The following is a 15,438-nucleotide window of genomic DNA, read 5'->3' as shown; positions in this document are numbered from 1 at the left end:
GGACTTTGCTGCCGTTGGCACCCGACATTGCCAACGGCGGCCTTCAACGTTCCTTTGTTTAATGTCCGAAAAACATGGATGCGCAAATCGCCGCGACCCAAAGCCCCATGCCGAAACTAAAGTGTGCGAAAACACTCTTAAGGCGTGCGACGTTCGGACTGGGCAATCGCCGAGCAAACAACCCAGCCCCCAGCCCCGGTTGAAGCACAAGAAAGGGTGCGAATACCGTAAATACGCCAAACACTAATGCCGGTAACAAGCTCGGGGTTTCTAGCCAATTATGGCCAACAAGGATAATAAAGCCGAAGGCGAAGAAGACACCAATTAGATAGTGCATACTCCAACCGAGAAATCCTTCGAACGGAATGGGTCGGCTTGCTGAGATAGGGCGATGCACGATCCTTCCCTGGGTAACATGGCCGAGCCAACGCCCGACCATCGCATAGTTGAGTGATTGTTGAGACAAAATATGTTTCTGGATCAGCGCTATCAAATCCATGAAGGCTGTGGCGCCAGTTCCGATGATGGCCGCGTTGAGAATAATGTTTGTCGCCATGGAGTAAGGACCTCAGTTTTTGTTGATATTTTGCAAGAGGCGTTCCACATACAACTTCAAGTCAACTTGAGGTCAAGATCATGCTCGATATTTCTGAACTTTCTCACTTGAGTGGTTTCTCAGCTTCAAAGCTTCGCTATTATGAAGAAGTTGGCCTGATCCGTTCAGCAGGAAGACGGGGGCTGAAACGCCTCTATGAGAATGAGGTAAAGACACGCATTTCACTTATCGTGCTGGCACAAACTGCCGGATTTTCTCTCTCCGAAATCAAGGAGATGATAGGCGCAGATGGTCGCCCCGCCTTGGAACGCAATGCCTTGGCTGCAAAGGCTGACGCTATCGACGTTACTATCAGAGAACTGAGCGCCTTAAGGGATGGCCTGCGACACGTCATGAACTGCACGGCCCCGCATCATCTGGATTGCCCTCGTTTTCAGCGCATCATGCGTGTTGCACTGACCAAGAAGCGGACTAATGCCAAAAAAATCATCAAAATAGAAAGATCAGTGGATGACATGAGAGTAGAGTGATCTCGCCTAGCGGTGACATCTCAAAGCGACCCAACGATGGATCCGTATGGCCAAGGTGGATCGTCTACTGAGTTGAAACAGCTGTCCGACACAGTACAAAAAGACGGTATCTTTGGGCTCGGATTAGCCGTTCTCCACACTTTGCTCGGATGGCTGTAGTCAAGACCTGCGTTTCCTTATGTAGGTATCCGCACAATGCCAACGACGCACACATCTGGAGTTTGATATTCACTCCGTCAACTCAGTTGACATTTATCAATTCCATCCATATAGCCCAGTGTAAGAAATTCTTCGGAGGAAGATCCATGAAGTGGCGAACACTGATCGAGAATCAGATCCACAAGGCACAAGCCGGAGGGCAGTTGGAAAACCTGAAAGGTGAGGGGAAGCCTTTGCCACAGCGCGACGCCGGGAACATCGTTTCAGCTGGTTTCGGGATCATGGCGGAAGCGGGTATATTGCCAAACGAAATCGTTTTGAAGAAAGCAATGGAGGAGCAACGGAAAGTATATCAAGAAACCACGGATCTTACTGCAAGGAAAAAAGAAATGTGCAAATTGGCAGACTTGCAGATGCGCCTGTCCATCGAACAAGAAGCCCGTCAAAAATTCTACAAAACGACGTAACCGGCGGGAACCTAGATCGTATTGGATCCAAAATAACATGAGACTGTCATATAAAGCCCATATGAACCCAGAGATAGCACGCGGGCCAGGTAATACTTAGATGAATTCAGCAGACCTCGAATTTTCGTTCAAACAATCCAAGAACGGTGACGTGTCCATAACTCACAATGGCAAGCGGGCGGCGACGCTCCGAAAAGAAAAGGCTGAGTGGTTTCTTGAGGACATGAGCAACCTGAACTTCGAGGGTCAGCAACAGGAAATGGCTCGCTTGACAGGAAACTACCGGAGGGGAAACGAGCGAACTGCCAAGCAGCATCCACGCAATCGATAGCACGTTTGTGGCGCTTCATGTGAATATCGACCCCAACAAGCTCGAAGGGTCGGTATGAAATCCCCTAGGTCTGTCAATTGATGAAAAAGCTCACGTCTCGCATACTTGCTTCACTGTTGGTTGCAGGGACTATTTCTGTTGCAGCGTCCTGGTTTATCAATATGCCTCCCAAGGAAATGTTGGGAACCTGGGTTGCTTCTGACTACGGTCAAGTCATGCGCATTTCGAGACTGCGTGCCGAAGTGTATAGAACAACAGCTGTCAGTTGCTTTCGAGAGTATGCCTTTCCGGCGCACTTGGGTCTGGTGAATCTTATTGCGGGCGCCTCAATTGAGCGCCGAAATGACATGCTGGAACTTAGCGTTGATGGCGTCGTAGAGCCAATCCGACACACTCGTTCCGAATTTCCCTCTGAATGTGCCGATCCTGGTCATACGGAACGTGGAGCGATCCATACATTTGACGTCTTTTGGTCTGCAATGGCTGAGCATTATCCATTCTTTGGTCTTTACAACATTGATTGGGGCGCACGCAGGCAACTGGCACCCCCAACTGATGACCTCAGCGATATTGCACTTTCTTTTCTGCTCAAGCAGGCAACGCACGGAGTCGATGATGGACATGTTCAGTTATCAATGGGGGATCAGGGGTATTTTTCTCCAGAGGAAGACCCAAGCTGGCTGAAAGCCAATCCATCGCTGACCCGCAATCTCCTCTGGCAGACCGCTTTGAGCCAGGCAGAGATTCCAGTTCAAGGCCTGGAGGGTTTCTCAATCCGCTACGGTTTGCGCTCCGATGGCATTGGATACATCGCGATCAAGGAAATGGAAGTGCAGAAGCCTATTGGGCAATCGTCACACGAAGCCGCATCCAGAGCGTTCCAGCACGTTGTAATGGACCTTCAGGATGCCAAGGGGATTGTTGTCGATGTGCGCTATAACCCTGGTGGTTCAGACAGCGTAGCGGTGGTGATTGCAGAGTATTTCCTGCAAACCCCGGTAACCGCATTCAGTAAGAGATCGTGGCAACAGGAAGGGTTTTCCGAACCATTTCAGGTCAAAGTTCACCCGGCTCAAGGCCCCAATCTCGCGCAACCAGTTGTTGTTTTGATAAGTGAGATGACGGGAAGTGCTGCTGAGGTATTCACATTGATCATGCGAGAGCGGCCGGAAACCACGATCATGGGGACAAGGTCGTCTGGCGGATTGTCCGATGTGCTAGAGTTTACGCTGCCGAACGGTTGGTTGCTTGGACTGTCCTACCAAGAATATTTGTCCGCTCAAGGTGAGGTGTTTGAGGGTATCGGCATCCCACCCGATATTTTCGTTGAATTTGATGCTGATGGCATAATCGCAGGCACAGACGCATTGGTTGAGACGGCAGTGCACCTTTTAGGATCGAACTAGCGTGTTTGGTAGTTTGCGATATGGCTACATCGCTCTGTTCGTCGATCACCGCTCCTACGGGAAGGACAATGCTTGAATTCAACCAACCCAGCTATCGAGCATGCCCGTCTTCGACCTTTTTGATCCGTTTCGGGTTCTTGCTGTTGAGGGCATCGGCGATGCGTACAAGGCCGGAGTAAATTGCTCCACCCAAGATGCAAGTACTGACAATGAGTCCTGAAAACAGAATAATTGAACTTGGCTCCACTGGGAATTTCCTTCAGGTCGAGCAATTTACGCTTGCATCTTCGGTTATCGACCAGAGGAGGAAGCCTGCAACGAAACGATCTCCATTGCAGGCGCCTACAATCTGAATTGGTATTGGTCTCGAAGATCCTAGCGGGTTCAAGGTTAGAATTGATATGACACACCGAGAAGGAGCGTGGTTACGTCTACATCTACGTCCGCACCCGATGACTCAAAATCAAAGCTATCCCGGAGAAGTTCAGCATTAAGAATAATACTCTCCGTCGCTTTGTAGCCCACGCCAAGCCCGTAAGTCACACCGCTTTCGTTCTTGCCATCAAGATCAATGTGGGAGTAGCCCAGAACACCATAGAACACGGCTGCGCCCACGGCGTATCCTGCTTTGAGTTTCAAGCGCGTCGTGTCCATGTCTTTTGAGGGACCAAAGGCGGAAAACTCAGCGGTGCTATAACTAAGTTCACTTCCGACAATCCAGTTGTTTGCCAGGCTATAGTTGTAGCCGAGTTGCAACCCGTAGACGGCTGAATGGTCACTTAACTTGGCTGAGCCACTTGAAAGGTCACCGTCAGCAGCGCCAAAATGAATGCCCGCGTATACCCCGGCCCAATCGTCATCTGCCGTCGCGATACTAGGCGCGATCATCACAGCTGCGACCGATGCGATCATTACTGATGTATTTCTCATGTCTTCTTCTTTCTTGTCTTGGCACGACGTGTCGTCGTGCGCTTTTGGTGGTCAAAATGTTTGTGAGGGTTGTTGGCGCAAGCGCCCTTAGGATTGGACCAGCTTCAGGCAACACTGATCTGTTACGGGCCGAAACCCGCAAGAATGCAGCACCATTTCTGCGTTGTTGAACTGGAGTTATATTGCCTGGGCTAAGCGGAAGTGGCTTTTACTCTAGAGCCCTATCTTCGCTGCATCTTGCCAGAGCAGCGACATCGCCCTGCTCAATCAAATGCAGGTTTTTTGCGATCTTCTCCGGAGTCCAATTCCACCAGGCGATCTCGAGGAGTTTGGAAATTTCCGGCGGTTCAAACCGCATCCTAATGACCTTTGCCGGGTTTCCAGCAACGACTGCAAAGTCCGGTATTTTGCCACGAACCACTGCTCTTGCAGCAACGATCACACCACATCCAAGTTCTGCACCGGGCATCAACATGGCTTCTCTGCCGATCCAGCAATCGTGACCAATTTTGGTGTCTCGACCTCTTGGCAAAGAATCCCGGTAGCCACCTATCCGGTCGCGATCAAAGACGGCGAATGGAAATGTTGAGATACCCGCCACTGGGTGATTGGCAGTCGCTGTTATGAATTGCACACCCTGAGCAATTTGACAGAAACGACCAATATTTAACCTCTCCGGTGCTCCCGGATATAGATAAGGTGCCAAGGTTTCAGCATAGTCGTCCGGCAGGCTGCGATCATTGTAGTATGTCCAGTCACCGACATCGATATTTGGATGATCTATGACCTCCGACAAAAACACTGTCGCGGGATCATGAGTGCCATCCGGAAACACAAGAGGGTTCCGGGATCTTGGATCTGGCAGTGTTACACGCTTATCATCAGGCATCAGTTGGTTCCGCCGCTGGAGTTTTGGGGCCGTGTCGGGTACATAGGTCGCTAGAATAATAATGTCAACTCAGTTGACGAATAACGCAAGGGAAGCCCACAAATGGCAACTGACACCGACAAAATGTCACCTGCTGAGTTGCTGTATGCCGGGATACAGTTGACGCGGCCTTTGCTGCGCAACATCACCGCACGCGTTGAAGCAGACCTGGACGGCACAGGAATTAGTGTCGGAGAGCGTGCCATTCTCGAGGTTTTGTTGGCGGTTCAACAGGCAACAGCGCCTGAAATTACTCAGATATTACAGGTGAAGCGACAGCTGGTCGGGCGCTTGATAAAGGATCTTGTTGAGCGGGGGCTCCTGAAAAGTATCCCAAATCCTCAGCACCGAACCTCCAATTTCTATTGCCTCACAGAACAGAGCAAAGCGGTAATCGAAAGAATCCGCGCGACCGAGATGGCTCGTATGACGCAGTTTGTTGAACGTTTCACAGATGAGGAAATCCGTGCCTACTTTGTCGTTCAGAGCACGATCAACGACGTCATGATTTCGGGCTATGGCGAAAACGGCGCTTCAGATTAATCCAAGTCAGAAACTATGAAAGGTCGCTGAAACGCGAAGGGGTTGCTACACGGGTATGTGAAACACAATTGGCGCTGAGATGAGCAATACACATGGATGCAGGATGGCAAAGAATCGACACGAGGGCTGAGTTCATCGACATCTTTGCGGACAAGGTTCTGCTTGGTGAAGACCTGAGGTTCACTATCCATTCATCAGGCGACATTACCGGCCAGGCTGGTGGACAAGACTTCTTTGGCTCTTGGTACTGGGAGGATGGCTTCTTCTGCCGAGCTGTGTCGAGCGGCGAAGAAGACCTCGGATTGGATCGCGAAGTTATCGAACGTCGCGGCCGCCACATGCGGTATACGCGACAAATGGGGCAAGGAAATTCCTCAGTTGTTGTTATCGAACAGGTGTGATGCGGTCGATTCACGCCTACAATTGAATGAGCCCTCACGGCAGGTCCTGATGAATTCGATCAAATTGAACCCTGTTCCAAATTGAGGTCTGAGTTCGTTATCTGATGTCTGAAGCCAGTGCATCCTGGACGAATCCAAGCGACTCGATCCGTGCTGCGTGTGCCCGAATGGCAGGCCAGTCCCGGGTGGATAGACCAGCGTCACCCATCCAACGAGATATGACATACAAATAATAATCCGCAGCCGTATGCGTATCGGCACACAGAAAACTTTGCTCCGACAGATTACGTTCGACGACGGTCAATCGCTGTTCCAAATGGCGCTGTCCGGGCTCCAGGAACTCATGTGGCGTGTCGCGCCGAAACAGCGGGCTGAAGCTTTTGTGAATTTCGGTCCCCACAAAAGCCAACCAGGTCATGGCCTCTTGTCGCTTGTGTGTCCCTTGTGCACCCAGCAGGCCCGCCTCGGGTGCAGCAAAGTCGATCCAGTCAATGATAGCGATGACTTCTGTAAGGCACCTCCGATCACTTAGTTGCAAAGCGGGCACATAAGCCATTGGATTGATCCGGCTAAAATCCGAGCCGTCGCGCAACCGGCGGGTGACATAGTCGACCTCGATCAGTTCAAACCGCATTTCCGCCGCGCGCAGTGCAATGTTGATGACAAGCGAACAGGCATCGGGGAAGTAGTACAGTCTCATTGAAGAAACGCTTCTTCGCCCGGTGTTTCTTTCAGAACAACAAGCGCAAGATCATAGGGTCCATCGTTCACTTCAAACATGCGGTGCCCCTTGCCCTTTAGGTCGCAGGCCAGAAACTGACCCCCTGCCTGCAAAATCCGTGTATCCATATCGCTCGTCTGAATGCGGACTGCTCCCCGAAGGACGGTCCCAAGAACGATTGCAGGCGCGGTGTGCCAGTCGTCGCCATAACCTGCGGGATGATGCATCATCAGCACCCCCTCAGCTCTCATTTCAGGCGTGGTTGCATATCCTGCCGGTGATGGCGGTGTGAAACTGCCCTCTTCAAGTGTCCAGTCATGATCAGAGAACTGCGATCCGCCATTTTCACTTTGGTTTATGCGAATGATCTTCATGGCAAGGCCTTTCTTTGGTGAGTGACAATGTAAAATCCGCATTGCAGACGCCAAGGCGCCCCAGTTTCAATCGACGTGTATTCTGCATGATCGGGGTCCGGTTCTGCCAAGTGCCTGTATCTGTCGTCGCGTCCCATACGAAGTTTGGCGGACAATATTTGGGTGTGCCGGATCTCATCATCATATGAGGAGCTCTCCAGTTTGGTTGGATCAGGGCAAGCGCGATACCTGCCCTGATACCCGCCCTCAAAGGCCGGTGCGTTCGGGTAGTGCCACATACATCTGAACATGTGTGACGGTCGAAAACTCACCTGGAAGTGGGCCATAAGTCTGACCATCCGAATGCCATGCCAGCCCCAGATCAGCAGCGAGGTGTTCTCCGCTCAGTTGCAGACAGGGTGAGATCTCGCGCTCAAAATCAGCTGACCCGTCCTCCTTAGCGACGAAGGTATTCTCTGACCCGTCACGCGCGCCAAAGGGCAGGTCATATGTGCCGATGAACGGGTCGGTCGGTGGCCAGACCATGAAGTCATGCCAGATTGTATAAACACCCCCAGGCACGAGGTTTTCAAAGGCAAGATCGACCAGTCCAACCCCATTTTCGCAGGTGTAGGTGCCACTGCCCTTGGCCGCAAACCATTCACCCAGTGTCAGGCCAAGCGGGCGACCCTTTGGATAGGGACCTGTATCGGTTGTGTCCAGAAAGTTGTGTTTCACCTCAATACCCGGCGCATAAAGCGGCGCATCCATGTCGCGGGTCGCAGCGGTGGGGCGAAACACCTCACCCGAGCCTGGGACTTTTTCATAGAACACATCCTGCTCGGCCATGCCGTCGTCAATGTGGAAGATAAAAGTCAGCTGCATGCTTTCCGGGGCGTCATAGCTAACATTGGTGCCCTCCTGCGCATTCGATTGAGTTGCGATGGTCAGGGCCAGTACGGCAGCACTGGTCAATAGAAAGGGTTTCATATCATTGGTCCTTTGGTTGGGTTTAGGCATAGGTGCCCGGGGAACCGGTTCTGATGCAGAACCGGCATTCTGATGATCGGTTTCTGGCGGCGCGGGTTTTGTGACGTTAGTGGTCCGGTTTCAACGGTGTGGGCTGAGGTGCCAGACCCGAGGGAACAGTTTGCGGAATGAGCGCCGAGAGATCCTTGGCGGTCGGGTCCGTCAAGGCATCCAGGAATGCCATAAGCTCAGCAAGCTCATGATCTTCAAGCTGGACAGGTGCCAGCGTATTTGCCTTCGCAATCCGGTCCCGCAACTTATCTGCGCCGTGCACCCAGCGGTCGCGTAAATCAAATGCCGCGCGACGTTCGGGGTTCAGTGGGCGAAAGATCAGTTCTGACCGATCGCCGGTTTGCTCAATGATCTGGTCAAGCGGTGGTAAGGACACTGTGTCGGCATCAAAAGCTTCGAGCGACGCGACGCTGTCCAGATGGTGACGCACCATCGCCTCCAGATCATCAAATGCACCGTCATGCCCCCAAGGACCTGTCAGCACGACATTGCGCAGGCTGGGCGTGCGGAATGCAAACAGATCGTCCATTTCAAAGGTGACGCGATAGCGCCCCTCGTCCTCGGTGTGCAAACCGAAACCAGATTCGCGCCAATAGCTCGTATCCCCGCCGTGCCCTTTGCCCGGGCCAATTTGAGGAACGGCAATGGCATGGAAATCGTGATCCGTCAGCAACGCACCCGAATGGCAGTTTGCGCAGCCGCCTTTGCCATAGAACAGATCTGCCCCTTGGCGGGCTGCGAGAGAAAGGGCTGTGTGATCGCCTGCAATGAAATGATCAAACGCCGTTCGGTCCGAGCGAAACGCCAGCGACTGGAACGCAGCCAGCGCGTTTGCGGCCTGCGCCATCGTGATTTCGTAGTCGCCCGGAAAAGCGGCGCGAAACAGGTCGCGATATTGCGGATTGTCGGCCAACCGTGCGGCGAGCAATTTCCAGGCGTCTGTTACGCGATCTTCTGCAACGGCGGTCGCGACAGGATTTTCATTCTTTTGCCCGGCCATTTCGGCGGCAGAGAGCACCGGAAACATCGCCTGCGCGGCAAGTACGTTGTCCAAACCAACAGGCAGATGTTCGCGGGCCGGGCTCCAGAACCCGCTGTCAAATGTTGCGAGTGGGTCAGGCTCCACTCGCCCATCATGAAACATCGAACGATATTCTTTTGCACCAATGTTCCACAGCGCCTGCGCGTTGCGTGGGATGCGTTCGGTGACCCCATCTGTAGTTCGGCGGTTATGGCCGAAACCTGTGCCGCCTTCGCCAATCGACAGGGCCACTCCATCGCTGGTGCCGCGCGCCGGATCATGACAGGTGCCGCAAGAAATATTGCGATTGCCAGACAGGATCGGATCGAAAAACAGGTTGCGGCCCAGTTCGACAAGCGCCGCATTCGGCTTGCCGTCATACAGAAAGTCACTGTCCTCCAAACCTGAAGGCAAGAGGGGCGACAGTGCCTTTTCCGATTGGGCCCGCACCGAGGTCAGTACGCCACCAATCAATAGCGCTGTTCCGATTGCCATCGGCAGAACCAGCGCGGGCAAGACGGCCAGTGAACCCGTCCCTCCTGCCGCCTCGGCTAATATCCCTGTCTTGAAAACGGACATTTCAATTTCCTTTGATCAATAGATTTCGAGAGTTACGCGCCTCTCAAAACAGGCGATGATGGTTTGCAGTGTCCGACTTCAGGTCACGCAGATGTTCGAGGCCGACGTCCCGCAAGAGATCGGTGGGCAATTGCGCCAGTTTTCGCAGGTCTCGTTTGTTCCTTTGGCGTTCCCGCCACCAGGTAAATAATTTGGCGACGTTCATCCTTGTGCGACGTTTGCCACTCAGCCCCTTGGTTTGATCCATCATGGTCATGGTTGAGTTCCTTTCAGAGTAAGCGATTGAAGGGGATCAATTTGAGCTGCTCGAGGTGTCCCTCTCTCACCCGATTGCTTCGAGGATTGCGCAGAAATGCTGGTTGCAAGCCGCGTGGCACTGACCCCGGCGGCATAAAAGAAGCCTTCAAATGAAACACCGTACCCGGTGAACCAAAGGCCGGGATTTCGACTGTCCTGTTGACCCGCCGGGCAAAGCGGATACCCACGCTGGTCCAACGCGCCAAGATGGCCAAACAGCTCCTCCAGTCCCGTCTTGTAGCCGGTTGCACAGATCACCACGTCCGGGTCGATCTTACGACCGTCAGCCAGTTCAACAGTGTAGGCTGAGAAGCCGACAGTCTGGCCCACGGCCTCGAAACGGCCCTTTTTCAACGCTTTGACGAACCCATCATCCAGAGCTGGCGTCACACCATCTGCAAGCAGGCGTGACCCGCCACCTTTGCGATGTCTGGGCAATCCGTGACGGCGCAGGTTACCAAAATTCATCCATTGCATCCCTGCCATCAGCGGATCGAGGGCCCATCTGGGAGTGCGGGAAAACAACCTGGCCATTCTGTGCATCGGATATCCAAATATCCGCGTTGGCAGGATCGAAGGCCCGTTCCGGACAGAGATCCAAACCTGTGCGGGATTGGCCCGTGACAAGTGGTTCAACACATCCGAGCCGGAGTTTCCGGCCCCCACGACAAGCACCTTTTTTCCGTTATAGGAGGATGGTTCTTCGAAATAAGCGGCGTGAATAACCTTGCCGCCAAAGTCCTCAATGCCAGGCCAAACGGGCATGTCGGGCTCTTTTTCGCGTCCGGTTGCGACAATCAGATGGGCGCAGGAATAGGTGCCCTTGTTGGTCTCAACTTGCCAACCACCTTCAAGACGGTGTACCGACCGGACGCGGGTTTCAAATTGGATATTGGACGTCAGCCCAGCTGCATATTCGCTGAGATAATCAACGACCGCATCCCGTGGCAAATAAGTGCCGGGATGGCGCGGCTCATGATGACCGGGGAGGCGCGTAAAATGGCGGTGAATGTTCAGCCGCAACTTCGGATGGCGCGCACGCCACGGGTCGGCGACCCGGTCTGAGGCCTCCAGTATCGTGACGGGTATATTGCGGTCACGCAATTCGGTCGCCGCGGCCAATCCGGACAAGCCGGCGCCGATGATGATGGCGGTTGTTGAATGAGAATGTGTCATCTTAAGTCTCCAAAGAGGGGTGCGTTTGGCAGGCACCTCGAGGCTGATATCAGCGGGTCAATGCGGCACAGATCTGGGCCAGATGCCTGTGATCTGTCCCACAGCATCCACCGACAACGCGCATACCAGGAAGCAGCTGCTTCAACTGCGCGTACTGCGCGCCCAATTCGACCGGATCGCCATCATCGAGCGTTTCACAGCAATCAAGTTCTGCATGTGACATGCGCGAAGCATTTGCCCGCACACCTCCGATACGCTGCGCCCAATCGGACCCGTTGGCGATCATGGAGCTAAAGTGATCGGGGTGGGCGCAGTTGACCATGTAATAGGCGGGCTTTGTTGTGGCCGCGTTATCAACTTGCGCGATGGCGTCTTGCAGCACTTCGCCTGTGGGAAGCCGCCCATCGGTTTCAACCGTAAAGCTGATAACACAAGGCACACCAACCTCTGCGACGGCATTGGCGACACCAACTGCCTCCGGCACGTTAGTGAGTGTCAGAGCGCTGATCATGTCAACACCTGCGTGAGCAAGGACCCCAACCTGAAAACCATGGTAAGCCTGCGCTTCCTTAATGGTCATGATGGATTTTGGATCATAACCATCGCCACGTGGGCCAACGATGCCATTTACAAGGACATTCAGCCCGTGGCCCAACGTGCGACGCAGTTCCTTGGCATCCTGAACAGCTTGGCAGTTCACATGCCGCAGATGGTCGAAATCATGCCCGAGCTCCTGACCCCAATCAGGGTTGGCGCGCCATGTATATGTGTCCAGTAAGAACCCTGTTCCATTTTGGCGGGCCAGATCAAAGATCGGGGCAAAATACTCCTTGAATGCTGCGCGACCTTCTTCCAGCTGTGCCAGTGGGTAGGCCGCAAAGCAGGGCATGTCGAAATCCTTCTCAAACACAAGCCAGGTTTCGAGTCCGGCATCTGTCAGAAATAGCTGATCAGTTTGATGCGGCAGTTTTGTCGATGTCATTTCACGCTCCATTCAGGTCGTTCAGTTTGTGTGAAGGACAGATCGAGAGGGCGCTGGATGGCGTTCCGCATGCTCGGACTGTCACATTCAATGCAACGGTATTGCCTGACGAGATCGTGTCGTGATATGCCGGTAGGCGACCAATTCGGTGAATATCGGACATTCTCATGCTGGATAAGAAAACCACCTGCCGAACTGCGGTTCTGACTATGCCCTGTGTCGGAACTTCGACTGCCTATTGTATTCTTGATGCTCTGGCGTCCGTGGGTCGGGATTGGGAAATGCTACATGGTAATGCGCCCAGACCACCTGTTTTTGACGGCGCGTTGCTATCGGTTGACGGTGCGGCTTATGACGACATCAACGGACGGCGCATTACACCGGATGGATCGTTGGAGAGCTTTGGCAAACCCGATCTTGTCATCATTCCTGATTTTCATTTTGCGCCAGGTACGGGAACGCCGGGAGAGTTTGCGCAGTTCATTCCCTGGCTCAGGAAAGCAAAAGACGATGGCGCGTTGGTCACATCGGTCTGTTCCGGCGCCTACTTGCTTGCGGAGGCTGGAATGCTCAATGGCCTTGATGCCACCAGCCATTGGAGCTTTTGCGATATACTCGCGCGGCAATACCCCGAAATCAAAATGCGGCGCGAACGTATCCTTATCCCCGCGGGCGAAGGACATCGGATTGTGACTGCCGGTGGCGCGTCGGCCTGGGGCGATCTGGTGCTCTATCTGATTGGGCGGATTGCAGGCCCGGATGAGGCGCGCCGCATTGCCAAGATTTACTTGCTGCAGCCGCATAGTGAGGGACAACTGCACTACGCTTCTCTCACCGCAGGTGCTCAAACCGAAGATGCATTGGTTGCTGATGCTCAGGTTTGGGCTGCCGATAACTACGCACTTCCGACACCAGTTGCCGCGATGGCCGCACGAAGCGGCTTGACCGAACGCAGCCTGTTGCGTCGCTTCCGAAAAGCCACAGGTCAAACGCCTGTCGACTACATCCAGACGCTCAGAATTGAGGAAGCCAAACAGATGCTCGAAACAACCGATTTGCCAATCGACGATATTGCCGGGGAGGTTGGATACACAGAACCGTCGAGTTTCCGAAACGCCTTCAGGCGATATGTTGGGATGCCTGCATCGACTTACCGCAAGAAGCGTTTGTTGTTGATGCCTGTCGGTACCGAAGGGCAATAGCATGACCCACGGCTACTGATTGGTAATATGGGTCTTTCATCGCCTTCCAAGAAAACCGCAGAACGTAACTCCACAGCGCTGCACAACGGCGTCGGAAGGCCATAGGTGTTTTCCAGATTGCAAAGTCAACCAAACCCGGCGACAGGAGCAGCATGGCTAAATATCGGGCGTCGGGACAAGATTGCTCGATGCGCCTCGTCGGCATGGCCCGATTTCAAAAGTAGATTTAGATAAGTTAGCTCCAACAGGTCGCGCTGCGCCCTGCTCCCGCCGAGGCGCGCATGATCCGCCATGACCGGCGTCAAATCATGCAGGGCAACGGTCCAGTCTTGCCGGGCGATCGCACCCCAAGCCCTGGCAACGGGGCGCACAAGATCTCCCGCAAATCCTGACTGCGTCTCAGCCAGGACTGCGAGACGTTCGCCGTCACCTGCCATAGCATGGGCCAGCGCACTGTGGATGTCTGCGAAACTCATGCCCGGGTTTGGAAAATACCGTGATGCGTAAGCGCTGAGGTCGCTCCAAAGCTCTGGTGCCACGTTGAGACCCGCGATCTCAGCACGGTACAGCAGAGCCGCTGCGTCGGTCAGTACATTTACGGGCAGCGAATGAGACGCCGCAGGCGCTATCGAGCTGCTATATATTTTCCAAAGTTCGGCCTCATCCTCCTGTTCCAAGGCCCACAATGCGCGATGCCAGCTCAGGTGTCCGTGCAAAACGGACCGTTCATCGTAATTCGCGATCCAGTCGGCAAGGTAGGCGCGGCCGACCTCTCCTGCCCCCTGTTCGTAGAGCGTATGCGCTTTGAAATGCGAGGCATTCGCATTGACATTGTTGAGGGCAAGTGAGCGTTCCATCATGGACATCGCCTCATCGAGCTGCCCGACCTCGCAAAGCGCCTGGCCGTGCACGCTCATGATCCACCAATCTTCCCCTAGGGCCTCAATCAGTTGCGTCGTAAAAGCAAGTTGCAAGCTTTCTCGGCCAGGTTCGCCCGACATGCCAATCAAACCGAAAATGTTGGTGCAGATCTGCGCGACCAACACATCGCGTGGGTAATCTGCTACGTGATCCTGAACTGCGCGTCGTGCCTCAGAATTGCGCCCTTGAAATAGCAGTTCGAATACAGCGAGATGAGCCGCCTCACGTTCGGTCAACTGCGTTGCGCAGGCACGGGCCGTCGCCATCGCCCTTTGGGCGCCGGGTATGTCTGTGTCATACATCCGCGCTCGTGCGAGCCCAACAAATCCCAGTGCGAAGCCGGGATCGGCCTCGACAGAGGCGGCAAAGGCATCGCTAGCACCAAATGTTGCGGCAAGGATATGATCAATCCCTGTGACATAGGCGTCTCGCGCCTCAGGCACGCTGGTGGTCAATGGCAATCCGTATCGATCGACTAGCATTTCAGGGTCTCCTATTTGCCGGCACATCTTACGGCGCGTGCTCCGCTGTCGCTCCAGTAATTCGTGAATATCAAAGCCCAAAAACGGGTTCATGGATACTCAGAAAATTGAACCATTCAGGGGCGAAATTGGAAGTTAACAGTTTTTTAGCCTTCAAAGCTAAGCGCTGCGGCCCCTACAAGACCGGCTTCACGGCACTGCAGCGTCGCCCTATTTCCTGATCACTCGGTTTTTAAGAACGGCCCATAAGAGACATTCACCATTCAACCCAGCGCGGCGGTGCGCCTCACCAGACCGGACATTCGCTACCTCGTAGTATCTAGTCTCTTGTGAATTCACACTGCAAAAAACCTGTAATTCAACTGCCGTTGGCGCCTGGAGGTTCGTAGGGCAGCAACATGGGAACCCATCG

Annotated in this window: 17 protein-coding genes; 6 read left to right on the top strand and 11 right to left on the bottom strand. The window is 53.8% G+C overall.

From position 1 onward, the window contains the following. Window positions 1-58: 58 nt before the first annotated feature. The gene (locus tag D9K61_RS00870; protein WP_120631375.1) at window positions 59-556 is read right to left on the bottom strand and encodes a DUF2938 domain-containing protein; all 498 of its coding nucleotides are present in this window, start codon (window positions 554-556) and stop codon (window positions 59-61) included. 80 nt (window positions 557-636) lie between these two features. Here D9K61_RS00870 and D9K61_RS00865 point away from each other — a divergent pair, with 80 nt between their 5' ends. From D9K61_RS00865 to D9K61_RS00850, 3 genes are all read left to right on the top strand, one after another. Continuing rightward, window positions 637-1,086, top strand: a complete 450-nt coding sequence (locus D9K61_RS00865; protein ID WP_120631374.1) for a helix-turn-helix domain-containing protein — start codon at window positions 637-639, stop codon at window positions 1,084-1,086. 149 nt (window positions 1,087-1,235) lie between these two features. Further along, a complete protein-coding gene (locus D9K61_RS00860) occupies window positions 1,236-1,712 on the top strand; it encodes a DUF1992 domain-containing protein (protein ID WP_254055635.1) in 477 nt (158 codons plus the stop codon). Between the two features lie 411 nt (window positions 1,713-2,123). After that, on the top strand, window positions 2,124-3,449 hold the full coding sequence (locus D9K61_RS00850; protein WP_120631371.1) for a S41 family peptidase: 1,326 nt from the start codon (window positions 2,124-2,126) through the stop codon (window positions 3,447-3,449). Window positions 3,450-3,839: 390 nt separating this feature from the next. Here the strand turns inward: D9K61_RS00850 and D9K61_RS00845 are convergent, their stop codons facing one another. Continuing rightward, entirely contained in the window at window positions 3,840-4,379 is a 540-nt protein-coding gene (locus tag D9K61_RS00845) for an outer membrane protein (protein ID WP_120631370.1), read from the bottom strand. 208 nt (window positions 4,380-4,587) lie between these two features. Continuing rightward, window positions 4,588-5,268 carry a CatB-related O-acetyltransferase gene (locus D9K61_RS00840; protein ID WP_120631369.1) on the bottom strand — a complete coding sequence of 227 codons (681 nt, stop codon included), beginning with the start codon at window positions 5,266-5,268 and terminating at the stop codon, window positions 4,588-4,590. A 102-nt stretch (window positions 5,269-5,370) separates the two neighbouring features. Here D9K61_RS00840 and D9K61_RS00835 point away from each other — a divergent pair, with 102 nt between their 5' ends. After that, window positions 5,371-5,850: a MarR family winged helix-turn-helix transcriptional regulator gene (locus tag D9K61_RS00835; RefSeq protein WP_120631368.1), complete on the top strand. Its 480-nt coding sequence runs from the start codon at window positions 5,371-5,373 to the stop codon at window positions 5,848-5,850. Between the two features lie 92 nt (window positions 5,851-5,942). After that, window positions 5,943-6,251: a hypothetical protein gene (locus tag D9K61_RS00830; protein WP_120631367.1), complete on the top strand. Its 309-nt coding sequence runs from the start codon at window positions 5,943-5,945 to the stop codon at window positions 6,249-6,251. 97 nt (window positions 6,252-6,348) lie between these two features. Here the strand turns inward: D9K61_RS00830 and D9K61_RS00825 are convergent, their stop codons facing one another. The 7 genes from D9K61_RS00825 to D9K61_RS00795 form a co-directional block, all read right to left on the bottom strand. Then, window positions 6,349-6,951, bottom strand: a complete 603-nt coding sequence (locus D9K61_RS00825; RefSeq protein WP_120631366.1) for a glutathione binding-like protein — start codon at window positions 6,949-6,951, stop codon at window positions 6,349-6,351. Continuing rightward, window positions 6,948-7,346 (bottom strand): hypothetical protein, encoded by a 399-nt coding sequence (locus D9K61_RS00820; RefSeq protein ID WP_120631365.1) that lies wholly within the window; start codon window positions 7,344-7,346, stop codon window positions 6,948-6,950. Before D9K61_RS00820 ends, D9K61_RS00825 begins: the two co-directional genes overlap by 4 nt. A gap of 246 nt (window positions 7,347-7,592) precedes the next feature. Continuing rightward, window positions 7,593-8,315: a hypothetical protein gene (locus tag D9K61_RS00815; protein ID WP_120631364.1), complete on the bottom strand. Its 723-nt coding sequence runs from the start codon at window positions 8,313-8,315 to the stop codon at window positions 7,593-7,595. Between the two features lie 106 nt (window positions 8,316-8,421). Further along, a complete protein-coding gene (locus tag D9K61_RS00810) occupies window positions 8,422-9,966 on the bottom strand; it encodes a cytochrome-c peroxidase (protein WP_254055634.1) in 1,545 nt (514 codons plus the stop codon). A gap of 43 nt (window positions 9,967-10,009) precedes the next feature. Continuing rightward, a complete protein-coding gene (locus D9K61_RS00805; protein ID WP_120631363.1) occupies window positions 10,010-10,222 on the bottom strand; it encodes a DUF1127 domain-containing protein in 213 nt (70 codons plus the stop codon). Continuing rightward, complete coding sequence (locus tag D9K61_RS00800; protein ID WP_120631362.1) at window positions 10,219-11,439, bottom strand: NAD(P)/FAD-dependent oxidoreductase; 1,221 nt, start codon at window positions 11,437-11,439, stop codon at window positions 10,219-10,221. Before D9K61_RS00800 ends, D9K61_RS00805 begins: the two co-directional genes overlap by 4 nt. Before the next feature lie 49 nt (window positions 11,440-11,488). Continuing rightward, the gene (locus tag D9K61_RS00795) at window positions 11,489-12,421 is read right to left on the bottom strand and encodes a homocysteine S-methyltransferase family protein (protein ID WP_120631467.1); all 933 of its coding nucleotides are present in this window, start codon (window positions 12,419-12,421) and stop codon (window positions 11,489-11,491) included. A 167-nt stretch (window positions 12,422-12,588) separates the two neighbouring features. On the opposite strand from D9K61_RS00795, the gene D9K61_RS00790 reads away from it, so the two are divergent. After that, window positions 12,589-13,623: a GlxA family transcriptional regulator gene (locus D9K61_RS00790; RefSeq protein ID WP_120631361.1), complete on the top strand. Its 1,035-nt coding sequence runs from the start codon at window positions 12,589-12,591 to the stop codon at window positions 13,621-13,623. A gap of 125 nt (window positions 13,624-13,748) precedes the next feature. Here D9K61_RS00790 and D9K61_RS00785 read toward each other — a convergent pair whose 3' ends face one another. After that, a complete protein-coding gene (locus tag D9K61_RS00785; protein ID WP_120631466.1) occupies window positions 13,749-15,026 on the bottom strand; it encodes a tetratricopeptide repeat protein in 1,278 nt (425 codons plus the stop codon). Between the last annotated feature and the right edge of the window lie 412 nt (window positions 15,027-15,438).

This window comes from Ruegeria sp. EL01 (assembly GCF_900313035.1).
Taxonomy (GTDB): domain Bacteria; phylum Pseudomonadota; class Alphaproteobacteria; order Rhodobacterales; family Rhodobacteraceae; genus Ruegeria.
The sequence above is the reverse complement of the archived record's forward strand: the minus strand, read 5'-3'. Positions and strand labels throughout refer to the sequence as shown.

Bases quoted from the DNA above. Each gene is read 5' to 3' on its own strand.
- D9K61_RS00825 (WP_120631366.1), bottom strand. From the start codon at position 6,951: ATGAGACTGTACTACTTCCCCGATGCCTGTTCGCTTGTCATCAACATT.
- D9K61_RS00815 (WP_120631364.1), bottom strand. From the start codon at position 8,315: ATGAAACCCTTTCTATTGACCAGTGCTGCCGTACTGGCCCTGACCATC.
- D9K61_RS00820 (WP_120631365.1), bottom strand. From the start codon at position 7,346: ATGAAGATCATTCGCATAAACCAAAGTGAAAATGGCGGATCGCAGTTC.
- D9K61_RS00860 (WP_254055635.1), top strand. From the start codon at position 1,236: ATGGCTGTAGTCAAGACCTGCGTTTCCTTATGTAGGTATCCGCACAAT.
- D9K61_RS00790 (WP_120631361.1), top strand. From the start codon at position 12,589: ATGCTGGATAAGAAAACCACCTGCCGAACTGCGGTTCTGACTATGCCC.
- D9K61_RS00865 (WP_120631374.1), top strand. From the start codon at position 637: ATGCTCGATATTTCTGAACTTTCTCACTTGAGTGGTTTCTCAGCTTCA.
- D9K61_RS00845 (WP_120631370.1), bottom strand. From the start codon at position 4,379: ATGAGAAATACATCAGTAATGATCGCATCGGTCGCAGCTGTGATGATC.
- D9K61_RS00870 (WP_120631375.1), bottom strand. From the start codon at position 556: ATGGCGACAAACATTATTCTCAACGCGGCCATCATCGGAACTGGCGCC.
- D9K61_RS00785 (WP_120631466.1), bottom strand. From the start codon at position 15,026: ATGCTAGTCGATCGATACGGATTGCCATTGACCACCAGCGTGCCTGAG.
- D9K61_RS00830 (WP_120631367.1), top strand. From the start codon at position 5,943: ATGGATGCAGGATGGCAAAGAATCGACACGAGGGCTGAGTTCATCGAC.
- D9K61_RS00805 (WP_120631363.1), bottom strand. From the start codon at position 10,222: ATGACCATGATGGATCAAACCAAGGGGCTGAGTGGCAAACGTCGCACA.
- D9K61_RS00835 (WP_120631368.1), top strand. From the start codon at position 5,371: ATGGCAACTGACACCGACAAAATGTCACCTGCTGAGTTGCTGTATGCC.
- D9K61_RS00800 (WP_120631362.1), bottom strand. From the start codon at position 11,439: ATGACACATTCTCATTCAACAACCGCCATCATCATCGGCGCCGGCTTG.
- D9K61_RS00840 (WP_120631369.1), bottom strand. From the start codon at position 5,268: ATGCCTGATGATAAGCGTGTAACACTGCCAGATCCAAGATCCCGGAAC.
- D9K61_RS00810 (WP_254055634.1), bottom strand. From the start codon at position 9,966: ATGTCCGTTTTCAAGACAGGGATATTAGCCGAGGCGGCAGGAGGGACG.
- D9K61_RS00850 (WP_120631371.1), top strand. From the start codon at position 2,124: ATGAAAAAGCTCACGTCTCGCATACTTGCTTCACTGTTGGTTGCAGGG.
- D9K61_RS00795 (WP_120631467.1), bottom strand. From the start codon at position 12,421: ATGACATCGACAAAACTGCCGCATCAAACTGATCAGCTATTTCTGACA.